Origin of the sequence: Cryptosporangium sp. NPDC048952 (assembly GCF_043197895.1) — a bacterium.
GTDB lineage: Bacteria > Actinomycetota > Actinomycetes > Mycobacteriales > Cryptosporangiaceae > Cryptosporangium.
Window position 1 is genome coordinate 532,306 of record NZ_JBICTY010000007.1, and the last position, 16,132, is coordinate 548,437.

Sequence of the window (16,132 nt, forward strand, 5' to 3'; positions counted from 1 at the left end):
TTCGGGGGCGTATAACCCCCCCCGAGGCGTGCAGGCCTCAGCCGGCCACGCGGACGCGCGGCGGGTCGCCGGGTGCCCAGGCCAGTTCGCCGCGGTCGACCAGGTGCTGCACGTGGGCGGCGGTCTCGCCGAGCGCGGCGAACCGCATCCGGCCGATCTCCTCCCACGACCGCGACCAGGTCAGCCCCTGCGCGATGCTCCACATCGTCGGCTCGCCCAGCGACTGCACCACCGCGACCAGTTCGCGGCAGCGCTCCTCGTGGTGCGCGATCAGCTCCGCCGTCCGTGCGCCGAGCCCGCGGAACCGGTACTCGTGCGCCGGCAGCGCATCGTGGTCGTCGTACGCCCCGACCTTCTCCAGCGACGCCAGGAAGTCCGCCAGCGGCTTCGCGTTCGACGACGGCCCCAGGCCGATGTTCGGGCTGATCCGCGGCAACACGTGGTCGCCGGTGAGCAGCGTCCTGGTCTCCTCGTCGGCCAGGCAGATGTGACCGGGCGTGTGCCCCGGCGTCCACACCGTCCGGATCCGCCGGCCGGTCAGCGGCACCAGCGCGCCGTCCTCGAGCAGCACGTCGGGCTCGGCCATCACGAGATCCGGCTCGAAGCGGGGGTTGAAGCTGCCCAGCAGGCCGTCGATCTCCTCCTGCGAGGTGCCGGACATCCGCAGGATCTGCGCCATGCCCTTGCGCCGGATCTCCGACGTGGTCGCGCCCATGCGCTGCGGCATGCTCTCGGCCTCGGCCGGATGCATCGCCACCCAGGCACCGGTCTCCTCGCGCAGGCGCAGCGACAGCCCGTGGTGGTCGGGGTGCACGTGGGTCGCGACCACTCCGAGCACGTCTTTCAGCGCGTAGCCCGCCGTCGAGAGCCCGGACGTCAGCGCCGCCCACGTCTCCTCGTCGTTCCAACCCGGGTCGACGACGACCACGCCGCTGTCACCGGGAAGCAGGTAACTCAGCGTGTAGCGGAGCGGGTTGTCGGGGATCGGGACCGGAATCGACCAGACCCCACCGGCGAGTTGCTCGACGGGCGGCAGTTCCCGCCGTCCCCAGGCCGCCTGCTGTTCGGTTCCCAGCACGACGAACCCGTGCGTTTCGGTTGCTGCCACGCGTCCATTATTATCCGACGACGGTCGTCGGCAATACGTCGGGGGAGGCAGTGAGCAGTGACGCGCGCCACGCGAGGACGCCCGCGAGACCCGGGCGTCGAGCACCGCATCGCCGCGGCGGCGCTGACGATCTACGGCGAGGTCGGCTGGGCGGGCTTCAACTTCGAGTCGGTGGCCCGCGCCGCCGATGTCAGCCGGGACTCGCTCTACCGGCGCTGGAACGACCGGCGCGCGCTCCTGGTCGACGCGATCGGCCGGGTGCAGCCGGCACCGGCCCCGATCGACGGGCTGTCGCTGCGTGACGCTCTGCTCCAGGCCGCGTCCAGCAGCCTCGCGCGGTATCTGGCACCGGGCGGGCACGCGCTGATCCGGCTCTACGTCGAAGCGCCGCAGGACCCGGAGCTCCTCGCGCTGTTCCACCGCGAGGTGATCACCCCGGCCGTGTTGAGCGCCCGCCAGCTCGTCCGCGACGCGGTCGCGGCCGGCCAGCTGCCCGCGGACGCCTCCCCCACCGCGATCATCGACAGCGTTTTCGGCGCCGTGCTGCTGCACGTTCTCGTGACGCCGGTCGAGCTGCGACCCCGCATGATCGAGCAGGCGCAGCACTACGTGGCCGATGTCGTCGATATGACACTGCGCGGTGCGTACTACCGAGAGGCCCAGGTCGACTGACGAATCGACAGCCCCGGGACACCCAACGTTCCCCCTGGCGTCGCCGTGCGTTTGCTGTTCGACTCGGCATTCCTTGGACGCGGTTCCGGTCACGTCGATCGTCCTGATGACCGACGGGGAGAACACGACCGGACCCACGTTCGACGACTTCCGGCAGGCGTACCAGCGGTATCCGGCGATCCCGGTCTACCCCGTGCTGTTCGGGGAGGCCGCGACCGACGAGATGACCGAGTTGGCGGACCTGACCGGCGGCCGGACGTTCGACGCCAGGGACGAGTCGCTGACGACCGTGTTCAAGGACATCCGTGGCTATCAATGAGCTCGTCGTCTACCTCGGCTCCCGGAAGAACGTCGTCGGGTGCCTCGGGGGGTTGGTCGGGCTCGCGCTGGCGGCCTTCGGGTTCGGCGGGTCGTGGTGGTGGGTGCTGGTCGTCGGCCTGTACGCGGCCGGTGCGCTGGCGACGCCGCCTGCTCGAGCGGCGGTGGCGCTCGACGGTGAGTCGATGGAGCCGGCTGCGATCCGCACCGACCTCGCCTCGGTCCTGGCACACGTGAACGCGGTGAGCGGCCGGCTCCCCGCCGGGGCGGAGCAGAGGATCCGGGAGACGGCGACGCTCCTGCGCGACGTGCTCGACCGGCCGGACGCGCTGGAGGGCGCGCCCGAGCAGGCGTACGCGGTGTCGCGCGTGGTGCGGTCGGACCTCCCGACCTCGCTGCAGACGTTCCTGGCCCGCGGTGGTACGCCTCCGGCCGGCCGGGCGAGGAACTGCTCAAGCAGCTGACGCTGATCCAGGACGACACCCGCCGGCTGGCCGAGGCGATCTACGCCGACGACGCCCGGCGGCTCTCCGACCACACCCGTTACCTCGAGGACCGGGACCGCTCCTCGTCCCTGGAGGAGGACTAGACCGCGGCGGGAGTGTTCCAGCGCAGATGCGCTGCGGCGAAGCGGTCACAGATCTCGACGATGCGCGCCTTGTCGACCGGGCGGTAACCGACGACCGCCCGGATCGTCAGGCCGTCGAGGAGCGCGGAGAAGCCTTCGACGAACGTCTCGACGTCCAGGTCGGCGTCGAGTTCACCGGTGGCCACGCCGTACTCCAGAACCTCGCGGACGAGCCCCTGCCACCCGGTCTCCAGTTCGGTGATCAGCTGGTGCACGGCCGGGTCGTGGACCGCCTCCGACCAGGCCTCCAGCCACATCATCAGGTTGCTGTCGCGCAGGCCGCTCGGCGCGGCGGCGTCCACCAGCCACCGCCAGCGCTCCTGCGCCGTGGCGAGCTCGGAGAACGCGGCGTCGGCCCGCTCCCGGAGGTCGGACTCGACGATCCGTAAGGAAGCCATGAACAGGTCGGTCTTGCTCTCGAAGTAGTACAGGAGATGGGCGCCGGTCATGCCCAACCCCGCCCCGATGTCTGCGAGCCGTGCGTTTCGGACTCCGTGCTCACTCAACACGGAAATCGCCGAGCGGGCGATTTCGCGGCTTTTGCCACGTCGCTTCGTCGTCATTGCTATGTGACCCGTTTCGTCGCCTGAGGACGCTGAACGCTTCCCCAAACAGTGATATCGCACCGGAGAGCGGTCGTGGAGTCACACAGCGAAACGGAACAGCGCATCTCCCTAATGCAGGATGCGGAACTAGTTCGTTCAGCCGATTAGAAAGTGGTCCACGTTGGACACCAGGGCTCCTCTCGGAATTGCGTGGTCCGAAAATTTGCGGAGCACGCAATGTCGGGACTACCGTAGGGGCATGACCGGAGACGAGATCCCGTTCGTCACCATCGAGCAGCACCCGTCCGGGTTGGTCACGTGGCGGGAACGCAAGAAGCAAGCCACCCGCGAGGCTCTCGCCGACGCGGCGTGGAAGCTCGCGCAGGAGGTCGGGCCGGAGAACGTCCGGGTCGACGACATCGCCGCGGCCGCGGGGGTCTCGGCCCGCACGTTCAACAACTACTACTCCAGCCGCGAAGAGGCGATCTTCGCCCAGCGTGTCCGCTGGGCGGAAGAGTTTCTCGCCGTGGTCCACTCCCGTCCCGACGACGCTCCGCTGCACGACACGATCGCCGGCGCCCTGCTCGAGGTCCGCGGCCGGGGCGAGCCCGACAAGGCGACGATCCGCCTGGTCGCGGCCACACCGGCCATGCAGGGCGAGTACCTCCGGCACTCCGTCATGACCGAGTTCGCCCTGGCGGAGATCGTCGCCGCCCGCACCGGCTGTGACCAGCTCTCCGCCCGGGTCATCGGCGGTGCGTACGCGCTCGCCATCCGCGCGGCGAGCGAATATTGGCTTCGCGATGACAGCGATTTGCCGTTGACTGACTTCCTGCGTACCGCGCTCGACCGGGTCGCTCCCGCTGCCCGGGAACTCGAGTCGAGCGGTCGCGCCAATCTCCCGCACCGAGAGGCTGACTCGTGCTGGTAAGGCTGTTGCGGACGCACCTGCGTCCCTACCGGCGGTCACTGACCGTGGTCGTCGTGCTGCAGTTCCTGCAGACGCTGGCCATGCTGTACCTGCCGACGCTCAACGCCGACATCATCGACCACGGCGTGGTGGAGGGCGACACCGGTTACATCATGCGTATCGGCGCCCTGATGCTGGCGATCAGCGTCGGGCAGATCATTTGTGCGGTCGGCGCGGTGTACGTCGGGGCGAAGGTCGCGATGGCGCTGGGCCGGGACGTGCGGGGCGCGGTGTTCGACCGGGTGCAGGCGTTCTCCGCGCGGGAGGTCGGCGAGTTCGGCACCCCGTCGCTGATCACCCGCATCACCAACGACGTCCAACAGGTCCAGATGCTGGTCGTGATGACGCTGACGATGGTGATCGCGGCGCCGGTGATGTGCGTCGGCAGCATCATCCTCGCGCTGCGCCAGGACGTTCCGCTCGCGTCGATCCTGCTGGTCGCGCTGCCGGTACTGGTGGCGATCATCGGGTTCCTGATCGCCCGGCTGGGCCCGCAGTTCCGCCTCATGCAGGTGAAGCTCGACGACATCAACCGCGTCCTGCGGGAACAGATCAGCGGCATCCGGGTGATCCGCGCGTTCGTGCGGGAGCCGTACGAGCGCACGCGCTTCGCGGAGGCCAACGACGAGCTCTACGACATCTCGCTGCGGGTCGGCCGGCTGATGTCGGTGATGTTCCCGTCGGTGATGGTGGTCGTGAACGTGTCCAGTGTGGCCGTACTGTGGTGGGGCGGGCAGCGCATCGACGCCGGTGCCATGCAGATCGGCGCGCTCACCGCGTTCCTCAGCTACCTGATGCAGACGCTCATGTCGGTCATGATGGCCACGTTCATGTTCATGATGGCGCCGCGAGCGCAGGTGGGTGCGGAGCGGCTCAGCGAGGTGCTCGACACCGACACGTCGGTGGTTCCCCCGGCTACGGCTACGCCGCTGCCGGCTGCGCGTGGTCACCTCGAACTACGTGGTGCCACGTTCCAGTTCCCGGGCGCTGAGCACCCGATCCTGTGCGACGTCGATCTGGTCGCCAGTCCGGGCGAGGTCACCGCGATCATCGGTAGTACCGGGGCCGGGAAGACCACGTTGCTGAACTTGATTCCCCGGTTGGCGGACGTCACCGCGGGGGCTGTGCTGATCGACGGCGTCGACGTGCGGGAGCTCGATCCGGTGGACCTGTCCCGGGTGATCGGGTTGGTGCCGCAGCGTCCGTACCTGTTCACCGGCACCATCGCGTCAAACCTGCGGTACGGCAATCCGGACGCCACCGAGGCGCAGCTCTGGCGCGCGCTGGAGATCGCTCAGGCGGCCGCGTTCGTGCGGGGCCTGCCCGAGGGGTTGGACGCGCCGATCGCGCAGGGTGGCTCGAACGTGTCCGGTGGGCAGCGGCAACGGCTCGCGATCGCGCGGGCGCTCGTGCACGAGCCGGAGATCTACCTGTTCGACGACTCGTTCTCGGCGCTCGACTACGCCACCGACGCGGCGCTGCGGGCCGCGCTGGCGCGAGAGACCACCGAGGCGACGGTCGTGATCGTCGCCCAGCGCGTCAGCACGATCCGGAACGCCGATCGCATCGTCGTGCTCGACCAGGGCCGGGTGGTCGGTACCGGTACCCACGCCGAGTTGCTCGACTCCAACGACACCTACCGCGAAATCGTCCTCTCCCAGCTGACCGCCCAGGAGGCCGCAGCATGACCGGCCCCTCGACCAACGGCACCGGCCCCAACGGCGCCCGTCCCGGCGGCCCCAATGCTGCTGACGCATCTACCGGCGGCCCCGGCCCTGGCGCCGCGGCCCCGGGTGGCCCGGGTGCGATGGCCGGCGCGGAGGCGCCGGGTGGCGCGGGCGTCGGCACGCCCGACGGCCTGGCCGTCCCCGGCGGCCCGACCGGAGCCGCCGGCGCGGACGGGAGTGTCGCTACTGCGGTGGGGGAGCGTCCTACGGCCGCTCGGGGACCCGGTGGGGCGCCCGGGCCGGGCCCGGCCCGGTTCATGTCGGGCCCCGGCGAAAAGGCGCTGGACTTCAAGAGCTCCAGCAAACGCCTGCTTGCCACCCTCCGCCCGGAGCGCCCGCTCATGGGCCTGGGTCTCCTCCTGGCCGCCGCGAGCGTCGCCCTCTCGGTGACCGGCCCGAAAATCCTCGGCCACGCCACCGACCTGATCTTCGCGGGCGTCATCGGCCGCAGCCTCCCCTCCGGCGTCACCAAGGAACAGGCCGTCGACGCCCTCCGCGACCGCGGCGAAAACACGATGGCCGACCTGATCAGCCACATCGACGTCGTCCCCGGCCAGGGCATCGACTTCGACGCGGTCGGCCGCGTCCTCCTGTTCGTCCTCGGCATCTACCTCGCCGCGTCCCTGTTCGCACTCCTCCAGGGCCGAGTGACGACCACGATCGTCCAACGCGTGGTCTACCGCCTCCGCGAGGAAACCCAGTCCAAGCTCGCGCGACTCCCGCTCAACTACTTCGACCGCCAGCCCCGCGGCGAAATCCTCTCCCGCGTCACCAACGACATCGACAACCTCGCCCAGACGCTCCAGCAAACACTGAGCCAGGTCATCATCTCGCTGTTCACGATCGTCGGCGTGCTCAGCCTGATGTTCTGGATCTCCCCGCTCCTCGCGGTGATCGCGCTGATCACGATCCCGCTCTCGGCCTGGCTCGCCGGCGTCATCGGCAAACGCGCCCGGCCGCAGTTCATCGGCCAGTGGTCCACCACCGGCAAACTCAACGGCCACGTCGAAGAGGCCTTCACCGGCCACGCGCTGGTCAAGGCGTTCGGCCGCCAGGACGAGACCCGCGCGGTCTTCGCCGCCCAGAACGAGGCGCTCTACCAGTCGAGCTACCGCGCACAGTTCATCTCCGGCCTGATCCAGCCGGCGATGATGTTCATCGGCAACGTCAACTACGTGCTGGTAGCGGTGGTCGGTGCGCTCCGCGTCGCCTCGGGTGCGCTCACGCTCGGCGAGGTGCAGGCGTTCATCCAGTACTCCCGCCAGTTCAGCCAGCCCCTCACCCAGGTCGCGAGCATGGCCAACCTCCTGCAGTCGGGCGTCGCGTCCGCGGAGCGGGTCTTTGCTCTGCTCGACGCGCACGAGCAGGACCCCGACCCGGAGACCCCGGCGAAGCCGGAGCGCATCCGCGGACGCGTCGAGTTCGAGCACGTCAGCTTCCGCTACGCACCCGACAAGCCGCTGATCGACGATCTGTCGCTGGCCGTCGATCCCGGCCAGACCGTCGCGATCGTCGGCCCCACCGGTGCGGGCAAAACCACGCTGGTCAACCTGCTGATGCGCTTCTACGAGGTCACCGGCGGTCGCATCACGCTCGACGGCGTCGACATCGCGACGATGTCCCGGGCCGATCTGCGCGCCGCCACCGGCATGGTGCTGCAGGACGCCTGGCTGTTCGGCGGCACGATCGCCGACAACATCGCCTACGGCTCACGCCGGGACGTCACCCAGGCCGAGATCGAGGAAGCCGCCGTGGCCACCCACGTCGACCACTTCGTCCGCACCCTGCCCGACGGGTACGACACGGTCCTCGACGAGGAGGGCTCGAGCGTCTCGGCCGGTGAGCGGCAGCTGATCACGATCGCCAGGGCGTTCCTGGCCGAGCCGGCGATCCTGATCCTCGACGAGGCCACCAGCTCCGTCGACACCCGCACCGAGCTGCTCATCCAGCAGGCCATGAGCTCACTGCGGCAGGGGCGCACCAGCTTCGTCATCGCGCACCGGCTGTCCACGATCCGCGACGCCGACCTGATCCTCGTCATGGAGGACGGCAGCATCGTCGAGCAGGGCACGCACACCGACCTGCTCGTGGCCGAGGGCGCGTACGCGCGGCTGTACTCGGCGCAGTTCGCGCAGCCGGTCGCCGATCTCTGACAGGGATCCTCCCTAGCTCTTCCGGGCTAGGTCAGCACGACCGCACAGCGTGACGACCGGCAGCTCGCCGGTCGTCACGCTGGCACCATGCTTGTGGAGCTCTTGGCGTCGCCCGCTGTCTATCCGTTGCTGTTCGGGCTCACGCTGCTGGACGGTTTCATCCCCGTCGTTCCCTCGGAGTCCGCGGTGATCGCCGCGGGGTCGTTCGCCGCCTCCGGGCAGCCCGCGCTGGTTGCGGTGGTGCTGGTGGCCGCGGTCGGCGCGTTCGTCGGCGACCATGTCGCGTACGGCATCGGACGCCTACTGCCGCGCCGCCACCCACGGGACGGGAACGCACCGGGACGGCCGGCGGGTCGGGTCGGCAAGTACGTCGGACGGCTGATGGATCGCGCTTCCGGGGACCTCGGGCGCCGGGCGGGCGTCGTGATCCTCACCGGCCGCTTCATCCCGTGCGGGCGACTGGCTGTGACACTGGCTTGTGGCGCCGGCCGATACCCGCTGCGCCGGTTCACCACCTGGACGGCCCTGGCCACGACCGCCTGGGCGGTATACACGACCCTGATCGGCTATCTCGGCGGAGCGCTGTTCGCCGATACGCCCTGGCTGGGCATGCTCACCGGCCTGAGCTTGGGATTGGTCGTGTCGGCCGTCCTCGGGGCGGGGTCCCGCCGACGCCGTCGCACTCCCACCACACCCTCGGACGAACCCCTACTCTCGTATTCCGGCACATCCGCCGCCGGTGAACAGACGGCGGGTGCATCCGGATTCAGTTCTGCGGGGGTGCGTACAGCTGCAGGTCGTTGCCCTCGCTGTCCTTGAACGGGACGATCCGGCCCCACTCGTGGTCGCTGATGTCGCCGGTGAACCGCACCCCGGCGCCACGCAGCCGATCAACTTCGGACTCCAGATCGCCGTCCGGGCGGAAACTGATCACCGCACCACCGTCCGCGTGCTGACTCGCACCCTCCCGGGCGTTGAGTCCGATCCGCAGTCCATCCGCGTCGAGCTCACTCCACTGCGGCTGCTGATCGGTCAACTCCAGGCCGAGCACATCGCGGTAGAACCCGACAGCCCGATCCATGTCGTCTACCGGAACCCATACCGAAGCGACACCCGTAGCCATTGCTCCCCCTTCACTCGGAACGGTCTTTTCCGACCTCTTCCGACATCAGAACACCCACCAAGCCACCCCGCATCTCGAGCACCGCCCTACTTCGCGGGTTCGGCGTCGGGCTTCCGGGGGGCACTCGACTGGTCGCCGCGTCGCGTGGTCGACCACCGTCAACGTCGCCCGACCCCCGGTGTACTTGATCAGCGCGTCCGCCCCGTCGGCGTGCCGACGGCAGTCGCCGGTAGCACCGTCCCACCACTGTTCCTCGTCGCGGGCCTCGCCGTTCGCCGTGTCGTGCACCTTCACCGCGGTGATCTTCGACTTGTTCCGGTCGATCGCATAAGCCGGCGAAGGCTTCCGATTTCCCGCGCACGGGCGACTCCTTCCGTCGCCCACCGAGTACGCCGCGATCGGGCAGAAGGTTGCCGTCCAGCACCGAACTTTCCACGTCCTAGAAAGGACGGTCAGGCAGCCTCGCCGAGCCAGCGGGAGACCGTGGTCGCCAGGTCGTCGGTGGCTTCCACCAACAACCGCGACCCCTCGTCGGCGTCGGCCCCCGACGGATCGCCCAGCACCCCGTTCGCCGTCACCGGGCGGAGTCCCTGCTCGCGCATCACCGGCAACAACTCGGAAAGCGGCGCGGTGTTGCCCGGCGCGGCGAGGTCGACCCGCACGCGGGAGGCATCGAGCGCCAACTGCACGGACGTCTCCGTGCGCCCCGCATGCGCATCCCCGCGCCACCGCGGTGCCCACGCGAGCGCGTCGCGACCCTCACTGCGGAGCCGCCGCACCGCCCGGTTCACCGGAATCGCGTTCCCGCCGTGACCGGAGACGAACAGAATCCGCCCGAACGTCTCGGTCGCGGAACGCCCCAGCTCCACGAGCACCAGCTCGATCGCGTCCGGACCGATCGAGAGCGTGCCCGGAAACCCCTGGTGCTCCCCGGACGACCCGTACGGCATCGCCGGCGCCACCAGCACATCAGCGCGCCGCGAAGCCAGCGCGCGGGCGAGGGCCACGGCGACGTCGGTGTCCGTGGAGAACGGGAGATGCGGACCGTGCTGCTCCGTCGACCCCACCGGAATCGCCAGGACGCCGGCACCGGAAATCTCCGGCCAGGTGCAGTCGGCCAGCTCGCTCATCAGCAGCATTCTTCCAGGTAGTCGATCAGGGCAGCAGCGGCCTCCACCGCGAGCAACGGCACGATCGGCCGTACCGGCCGAATCGGTCCCCCAGTCACCATCCGCATCCGCTCGTACACCCTCCCGTCCATACGCCTCAGATCGACGCCATTCACGTCTTCGCCCGCCCGACGGTGACCACACCCCGCCCGAAGCTCCTCGGCCCAGGGTCGACCGGCGCGGGGGCGGTAGGCGGCACGGAGGCGGGGGGCTAGTTCGTGGAGGAGGGCGATGGCGTCGGTGCGGAGAGGGAGGGTCGCTCGGGCCATCAGCGGGGCCGCCGGGTCGGTGTTGACGCTGACGACGTGGGCCGGGCGGCCGATCTCATGGAACGCAGTGCCGGAGACACCGAAGCCCAGGTAGACCACCGGGTCGATCGTGACTCCGGAGGCACCGACCAGTAACGAAGAGCCGATCCACCCCGCGTCGACGACCGCCCGGGTCGCGCCGACCTCTCCCCCGAGAGCGCTGGCCACGTCCGCAACCAACCTGCACACCGCACGGGGTGAGCCACCCAGCACCCCGCCCCCGACACACACCACCACCGCAGCGCGACCGAGACTCACAGCGCCGCCCCCACTCGCTCACCCTCGAGCACGGCGGCATGCGCCCGGCGCGGGGCCAGACAATCGCCGATCCGATGCACCGGAAACGGTGCCCCGACGAGCGCCTGCCACAGGGTGTCATCGGCACGCGGGTGCACGGACGTCACGACCCAATCGACGGTGCGCTCCCACCGAGCCCCCGTCGGATGGTGAGCGAGCCCCACCCGCACCCGATCGCCGACCGGATCAGCCACCGCGACCGTCACGTCCGGCGTGCACAGCACCCCCCGCGCCTCCGCCGCGATCGTCCACAGCTCGAGGTCCAGCGTTACGCCGAGGTCCTGCCCGACGATCATCCCGGGCGTGGCGATCTCCACCCGGCACCCCCGGTCGGCGAGGAGTTCGGCCACCGACGTCCCCTCGTGGAACCCGAGTTCGTCGTACACGAGCACGTTCCCCGACGGTTCCACGCGTCCCGACAGCACCTGCCGAACGTCGATCACGCGGGTACAGCGGGCCCATGAGGGCCGCACCGGCGACGCACCGGTCGCGAGCACGACGGCATCCGGAGCGGCGGCCAGCAGCGCGTCGGCGGTCACCGGGACGCCGAGCCGCACCGACACTCCGGCGCGCGCAACCGCCGCCGCGAGCGACCGCGACAACTCCCCGAACTCCGCCCGGCTCGGCACCCGCGCCGCGAGCGGCACCATCCCACCGAGTTGCGGGGACCGCTCGTACAACGTGACGTCGTGCCCGTGCTCGGCGGCTGTCACCGCCGCTTGCATCCCGGCCGGCCCGCCCCCGACCACGACCACCCTGCGGCGCCGCCGCGGCGCCCCGGGCTGGAGCGCGGCCTCGTGGCCCGCGCGCGGGTTCACCACGCAGCCGATCCAGCGGTTGAAGCCGACCCGCCCCACGCACTCCTGGTTGCACGACAAACACGTCCGCGCTGCCGCCCCCGCGGACGCCCACGACGGATCCGCGATCTGCGCCCGCACCGCGCCGATCAGATCCGCAGACCCTTCCTCCAGCGCCTTCTCCGCCTGCGCGACGCTCTTGAACCGGCCCACGCCCACCACCGGCAACGACACCGCCGCACGCAGCGCGGCCGGAATGTGCAGCGCGTACCGCGGTGGCACCCGCATGCTCGCCTGGATCAGGAACAGCGTCTCGGTGGCCACCCCGATCGACGTGTTCAGGTAATCCACGGCGCCGGTCGCCTCCACGGCCCGAGCCGCGGCCACCCCGTCGGAAAGGGTCACCCCATCAGCGATCATCTCGTCACCGCCGAGCCGAACGCCCAGCACGGGCGAGGGCCCGATCGCCGCGCGGACTGCGAGAACCACCTCGCGCAGGAACAGGAACCGGTCGCCGTACGCGTCGGTCCGCCGGTTCGTCGCCCCCGACAGGAACTGCCGGATCAGCGACGAATGCGACCCCTGCAGCTCGACCCCGTCGAACCCGCCCTCGATGCACCGGACCGCGGTTGCGGCGTACGCGGCCACGATGTCCGCGATGTCCCCCGCGGAGAGCGACCGGGGTACCTCGCGGAACAGCGCATCCGGTACCGGGCTCGGCGCCAGCACCGGCTGCCGCGTATACATCCCCGACGACTGTCCACCGTTGTGGTTGAGCTGCGCGAACACCGCCGAACCCGCGGCATGCACGGCGGACGTCAGTGCCGCGTATCCGGGCTGGAAGTCGTATCCCCGGATCAGCTTCTCGTAGGGCTGGTCCGAGGGGTGCACGGTGTGCTCTTCGGTGATGATCAGCCCTGCCCCACCCCGTGCCCGCTCCGCGTAGTACGCGACGTGCTGGTCGGTCACCAGCCCGTCCACCGCGAAGTTCGTCAGATGCGCCGAGAACACCACTCTGTTGCGGAGGGTCAACCGACCCACCCGCAACGGAGCGGCGAGCATGCTCATGCCGCCGACGGGTCCGGACGCGCGGGCGCCGGCGCGGCTACCGGCGCGTTCATGCCGGGAGCGCGCCCTTGGCGGGGTCGCCGGCGGGAAGCGCGTCCAGGACGACTACGTCGAGCGGCGCGGTGAGCTTGTCCTTCAGCGCCGCCGACATCGTGGTGAACGCATCACCGGAAGCGTGCGTCCCCATGTCCTCCAGCGACTCCCAGCTCTCGATCACCACGAACCGGTCGTCGTTCTCGTGCATGGCGTAGAGGTGGCAGCCCTTCTCCTCGTGCACGAGCGGCGCGGCGGCGAGCAGCGCTTCCTTGACCGCTTCGCGGTCCTCGGGCTTGGGCAGGACGGTGGCAACGATGATCGGCATCTGCGGCTCCTTCTTCTCGACGCCCGGCAGCGGGCGAACTATGACGCGAAGATCGATGTGAGCGCGGGCGCCACATCGCGGTGCGAGTGAATCGGCTTCAATCGGCCCCGTCCCGCGAACGCGAGATCGCGACCCAGGTCGAGATCGTGCTCCCCCGGCGGCGTGCCCACGTCCAGCAGCACGTCCAACCGAGGCAACCGGGCCGCCAACGGCCGGGGATCCGGCCCCGCGTTGTGCACGCAGTCCGACAGCAACAGAACCCGGGCGTCCCGCGCGGGCACCCGAGCCAATTCGCGCGCGGCGAGCTGCAACGGAAAGCCCACGTTCGTGAGCCCCCGCGCCGGCACCGACAGCAACAGATCGAGCAGGTCGATCGGACGCGCCGGCCGACCGAGCGGCAACAGCACCGCCGCGTCCGACCAGAACGCGATCACCGCGAGGTCGTCGTCGGCGAGCTCACCGGCGACAGCGCCCACGGTGGCCGCCGCGGTCCGGATGCGCTCACCCTTCATCGACCCGGACACGTCCACGACCAGCACCACCGACCGACGGGTCTGCACCCGCTCGCGCACGATGATCCGCCGATCGATGCCCGACTCGTCGTCGACCTCGTCCGGGTTGCCGATCAGCGCGTCGAGCGTGCGGTCGAGGTCGAGGTCGGCGGAGGAGTCCCGGTACGGCAGCGACGCCAGGTCGCCGACGCCCCGGTGCGGGCGCCGGTCCCGGCGGGGACGCCGCAGCGACAACCGTGCCGCGATCTCCCGGGCCCGGGCCCGCACCGCGGGGTCGGCCCCGTTCGCATCAGGGTCCAGCACGACCAGCGAAGCCTCCTCGTCGGTCGTCCCCGGCGCCACCGACCCCGGCAACTGCGGCCCACCCTTCTTGGGACGCCCCCGCCCGGTCAGCACCCTCCCCGATCCCGACGACGACTTCGACGGCCGGAACTCCGTCGGCTCCTCGTCGAGCTGCTTCGGCTTGCGCTTGAGGGGCTTCCCCCGCCCCGCTCGATCAGAGCGACGGGTCACGGGCGAGTCCGCCTCCACTGCTCTTCAACCAGGCTGCGCCGCCGACGGCTGGAGAATGAACCGGTCCTCCCAGATCTCCTGAAGAACACGTTCAGGCGTCGTGTCGGCGGCTTCGTCCAAGTGAATGCGCCCGGACAGGGCCACCAGCATGGCGTCGAGAACCAGCACCGCATACGGATCGGTCGACGCACGGGAGGCGGAATCCGTGACCGACAGACCGCGCAGCGCACCGAGCTGCACCGCGACGAGCGCGAGGTCGATCGCACCGCGGACGCTGGAGCCCTGGCGCACGTCGGGGTGCTCGCGGGTGGCCCGGGTGATCGCGACGGCGTCGCGCACCAGGTCGCCCTCGGCGGAGAGCCCCGTCCGCAGCACGACGATTCCCTCCTCCGCGGACGCGTCCTGGTAGTCGACGGCGAGCCGGCAGAGCCGGTCGTGCACGCTCGACGAGAGCCGGGTCGTGCCCACGTTGTCGTACGGGTTCATCGACGCGATGATCCGGAACGTCGGCAGGGCCTCGATCGTGCCCACCCGCGGAATCGACAGCCGCCGATCGGCCATGGCCGTGAGCAGCGTGTTCAGTGTGTCGTCGGGGGCGCGGTTGAACTCCTCGATGTAGAGGAAGCCACCCTGGCGCATCGCCTCGGAGAGCGGACCGGGGACGAAGTTGTCCTCGCTGTAGTCCTCTTTGAGCACCCGCGCCGGGTTGTGGTGGCCGACCAGCTTGGCCGGGGTCAGGTCGGCGTTGCCCTCGACGAACAGCAGCGGGATGCCCCACTCGCGCGTGATCGCGGTGAGCATCGTCGTCTTGCTGGTGCCGGGCGGGCCCTCCAGGACGATGTCCCGGCCGGCCGCGACGGCGGCGAGCACCAGGTCGAGTTCGCGTTCCCGGCCGACCAGCCGGGTACCGACTCGTCCCCGGGCGGCGACCACGTCGGGGGTGGCGTATGTGGTCATTCTTATCCTTTGGTAAGCGGCCGGCCCCGGCGAAGGGGCCGGCCACGGCCAATCACTTCGTCGTGTAACCCGCGTCGACCTTCAGCTCGAGACCGGTGATGTACCGGGCTTCGTCGGATGCCAGGAACAGCAGCGCGTTGCTGATGTCGATGGGCTCGACCCACGGCACCGGCAGCGCGTTCGTGCTCTGGAACACCGGCGCGGCCTGCTCCTGCGTCGGGTGCTCCTCGTCCGGGAGGAACAGCTTGAACGTGGTCTCGTTGAGGATCATGTTCGTCGCCACACCGGTCGGGTGGACGCTGTTCACGCGGATGTTGTGCTCGGCCAGCTCCAGCGCGAGCGTCTTCATCAGGCCGACGACGCCGTGCTTGCTCGCCGTGTAGGGCGCCACGTTCGGCGTGCCCTTGATGCCGGCGGTCGAGCTGGTGAGGATGATCGAGCCACCCGTGCCCTGCTGGATCAGGTGCGGGATCGCGGCCTTCACGGTGTGCCAGACACCCTTGAGGTTGATGTCCAGGACGTCGTCCCAGTCGCTGTCGCTGACCTCGTGAGTCTTGTCGCTGTGCAGGAAGATGCCCGCGTTCGCGCTGACGATGTCGACGTGGCCGAGTTCGGCGACGCCGGCGTCGAGGGCGTTCTTCAGCGCGGCGTAGTCGCGGACGTCGACCTTGCTGGCGATGATCCGCCGGTCGAGGGCTTCGACCTGCGTGACGGTCTCGGCGAGGTCGGCCTCGGTGGCACCCGGGTAGAAGCGGGTGACGCTCGGGATGTCCTCGGCGACGTCGACCGCGATGATGTCCGCGCCCTCCTGGGCGAGCCGGATCGCGTGGCTACGACCCTGTCCGCGCGCGGCACCGGTGATGAAGGCTACTTTTCCCTCAACGCGTCCCATTTTCGTTCCTCCCT

The 16,132-nt window shown here is 70.1% G+C and carries 17 protein-coding genes; 7 read left to right on the forward strand and 10 right to left on the reverse strand.

Annotated features, from left to right (window positions below; all coding sequences use genetic code 11):
- Positions 1–37: 37 nt before the first annotated feature.
- Positions 38–1,108 (reverse strand): MBL fold metallo-hydrolase, encoded by a 1,071-nt coding sequence (locus ACGFY5_RS36230; protein ID WP_392727547.1) that lies wholly within the window; start codon positions 1,106–1,108, stop codon positions 38–40.
- Between the two features lie 57 nt (positions 1,109–1,165).
- On the opposite strand from ACGFY5_RS36230, the gene ACGFY5_RS36235 reads away from it, so the two are divergent.
- The 3 genes from ACGFY5_RS36235 (at position 1,166) to ACGFY5_RS36245 (ending at position 2,562) form a co-directional block, all read left to right on the forward strand.
- Positions 1,166–1,780 (forward strand): TetR/AcrR family transcriptional regulator C-terminal ligand-binding domain-containing protein, encoded by a 615-nt coding sequence (locus ACGFY5_RS36235; protein WP_392727549.1) that lies wholly within the window; start codon positions 1,166–1,168, stop codon positions 1,778–1,780.
- 73 nt (positions 1,781–1,853) lie between these two features.
- Positions 1,854–2,099 carry a hypothetical protein gene (locus ACGFY5_RS36240; RefSeq protein WP_392727551.1) on the forward strand — a complete coding sequence of 82 codons (246 nt, stop codon included), beginning with the start codon at positions 1,854–1,856 and terminating at the stop codon, positions 2,097–2,099.
- Positions 2,086–2,562 carry a hypothetical protein gene (locus ACGFY5_RS36245; protein ID WP_392727553.1) on the forward strand — a complete coding sequence of 159 codons (477 nt, stop codon included), beginning with the start codon at positions 2,086–2,088 and terminating at the stop codon, positions 2,560–2,562. The genes ACGFY5_RS36240 and ACGFY5_RS36245 overlap by 14 nt, the downstream gene beginning before the upstream one ends.
- A 121-nt stretch (positions 2,563–2,683) precedes the next feature.
- Here the strand turns inward: ACGFY5_RS36245 and ACGFY5_RS36250 are convergent, their stop codons facing one another.
- Positions 2,684–3,289, reverse strand: a complete 606-nt coding sequence (locus ACGFY5_RS36250) for a TetR family transcriptional regulator C-terminal domain-containing protein (protein WP_392727556.1) — start codon at positions 3,287–3,289, stop codon at positions 2,684–2,686.
- Between the two features lie 241 nt (positions 3,290–3,530).
- Between ACGFY5_RS36250 and ACGFY5_RS36255 the strand changes: the two genes are divergently transcribed.
- The 4 genes from ACGFY5_RS36255 (at position 3,531) to ACGFY5_RS36270 (ending at position 8,940) form a co-directional block, all read left to right on the forward strand.
- The gene (locus ACGFY5_RS36255; protein ID WP_392727558.1) at positions 3,531–4,202 is read left to right on the forward strand and encodes a TetR/AcrR family transcriptional regulator; all 672 of its coding nucleotides are present in this window, start codon (positions 3,531–3,533) and stop codon (positions 4,200–4,202) included.
- Positions 4,193–5,929 (forward strand): ABC transporter ATP-binding protein, encoded by a 1,737-nt coding sequence (locus ACGFY5_RS36260; RefSeq protein ID WP_392727561.1) that lies wholly within the window; start codon positions 4,193–4,195, stop codon positions 5,927–5,929. Before ACGFY5_RS36255 ends, ACGFY5_RS36260 begins: the two co-directional genes overlap by 10 nt.
- Before the next feature lie 296 nt (positions 5,930–6,225).
- Positions 6,226–8,121, forward strand: coding sequence for an ABC transporter ATP-binding protein (locus ACGFY5_RS36265; RefSeq protein ID WP_392727854.1), 1,896 nt, complete (start codon positions 6,226–6,228; stop codon positions 8,119–8,121).
- Positions 8,122–8,208: 87 nt separating this feature from the next.
- A complete protein-coding gene (locus ACGFY5_RS36270; RefSeq protein ID WP_392727563.1) occupies positions 8,209–8,940 on the forward strand; it encodes a DedA family protein in 732 nt (243 codons plus the stop codon).
- On the opposite strand, the gene ACGFY5_RS36275 is transcribed toward ACGFY5_RS36270, so the two are convergent.
- From ACGFY5_RS36275 to ACGFY5_RS36310, 8 genes are all read right to left on the reverse strand, one after another.
- Complete coding sequence (locus ACGFY5_RS36275) at positions 8,888–9,244, reverse strand: VOC family protein (RefSeq protein WP_392727565.1); 357 nt, start codon at positions 9,242–9,244, stop codon at positions 8,888–8,890. The genes ACGFY5_RS36270 and ACGFY5_RS36275 overlap by 53 nt on opposite strands.
- A gap of 452 nt (positions 9,245–9,696) precedes the next feature.
- Positions 9,697–10,374 carry a mycofactocin biosynthesis peptidyl-dipeptidase MftE gene (gene mftE / locus ACGFY5_RS36280; RefSeq protein WP_392727568.1) on the reverse strand — a complete coding sequence of 226 codons (678 nt, stop codon included), beginning with the start codon at positions 10,372–10,374 and terminating at the stop codon, positions 9,697–9,699.
- Entirely contained in the window at positions 10,374–10,979 is a 606-nt protein-coding gene (locus ACGFY5_RS36285) for an FAD-binding protein (RefSeq protein ID WP_392727570.1), read from the reverse strand. Before ACGFY5_RS36285 ends, mftE begins: the two co-directional genes overlap by 1 nt.
- On the reverse strand, positions 10,976–12,883 hold the full coding sequence (locus ACGFY5_RS36290; protein ID WP_392727573.1) for a mycofactocin system FadH/OYE family oxidoreductase 2: 1,908 nt from the start codon (positions 12,881–12,883) through the stop codon (positions 10,976–10,978). The genes ACGFY5_RS36285 and ACGFY5_RS36290 overlap by 4 nt, the downstream gene beginning before the upstream one ends.
- Before the next feature lie 49 nt (positions 12,884–12,932).
- On the reverse strand, positions 12,933–13,244 hold the full coding sequence (locus ACGFY5_RS36295) for a putative quinol monooxygenase (RefSeq protein ID WP_392727575.1): 312 nt from the start codon (positions 13,242–13,244) through the stop codon (positions 12,933–12,935).
- A 38-nt stretch (positions 13,245–13,282) separates the two neighbouring features.
- Complete coding sequence (locus ACGFY5_RS36300; protein ID WP_392727578.1) at positions 13,283–14,269, reverse strand: VWA domain-containing protein; 987 nt, start codon at positions 14,267–14,269, stop codon at positions 13,283–13,285.
- Positions 14,270–14,293: 24 nt separating this feature from the next.
- Positions 14,294–15,226, reverse strand: coding sequence for an AAA family ATPase (locus ACGFY5_RS36305; protein WP_392727581.1), 933 nt, complete (start codon positions 15,224–15,226; stop codon positions 14,294–14,296).
- 52 nt (positions 15,227–15,278) lie between these two features.
- On the reverse strand, positions 15,279–16,118 hold the full coding sequence (locus ACGFY5_RS36310) for a mycofactocin-coupled SDR family oxidoreductase (RefSeq protein ID WP_392727583.1): 840 nt from the start codon (positions 16,116–16,118) through the stop codon (positions 15,279–15,281).
- Positions 16,119–16,132 lie beyond the last annotated feature (14 nt).

Bases quoted from the DNA above. Each gene is read 5' to 3' on its own strand.
- ACGFY5_RS36250 (WP_392727556.1), bottom strand. From the start codon at position 3,289: ATGACGACGAAGCGACGTGGCAAAAGCCGCGAAATCGCCCGCTCGGCG.
- ACGFY5_RS36255 (WP_392727558.1), top strand. From the start codon at position 3,531: ATGACCGGAGACGAGATCCCGTTCGTCACCATCGAGCAGCACCCGTCC.
- ACGFY5_RS36265 (WP_392727854.1), top strand. From the start codon at position 6,226: ATGTCGGGCCCCGGCGAAAAGGCGCTGGACTTCAAGAGCTCCAGCAAA.
- ACGFY5_RS36270 (WP_392727563.1), top strand. From the start codon at position 8,209: ATGCTTGTGGAGCTCTTGGCGTCGCCCGCTGTCTATCCGTTGCTGTTC.
- ACGFY5_RS36275 (WP_392727565.1), bottom strand. From the start codon at position 9,244: ATGGCTACGGGTGTCGCTTCGGTATGGGTTCCGGTAGACGACATGGAT.
- mftE (WP_392727568.1), bottom strand. From the start codon at position 10,374: ATGAGCGAGCTGGCCGACTGCACCTGGCCGGAGATTTCCGGTGCCGGC.
- ACGFY5_RS36290 (WP_392727573.1), bottom strand. From the start codon at position 12,883: ATGAGCATGCTCGCCGCTCCGTTGCGGGTGGGTCGGTTGACCCTCCGC.
- ACGFY5_RS36295 (WP_392727575.1), bottom strand. From the start codon at position 13,244: ATGCCGATCATCGTTGCCACCGTCCTGCCCAAGCCCGAGGACCGCGAA.
- ACGFY5_RS36305 (WP_392727581.1), bottom strand. From the start codon at position 15,226: ATGACCACATACGCCACCCCCGACGTGGTCGCCGCCCGGGGACGAGTC.
- ACGFY5_RS36310 (WP_392727583.1), bottom strand. From the start codon at position 16,118: ATGGGACGCGTTGAGGGAAAAGTAGCCTTCATCACCGGTGCCGCGCGC.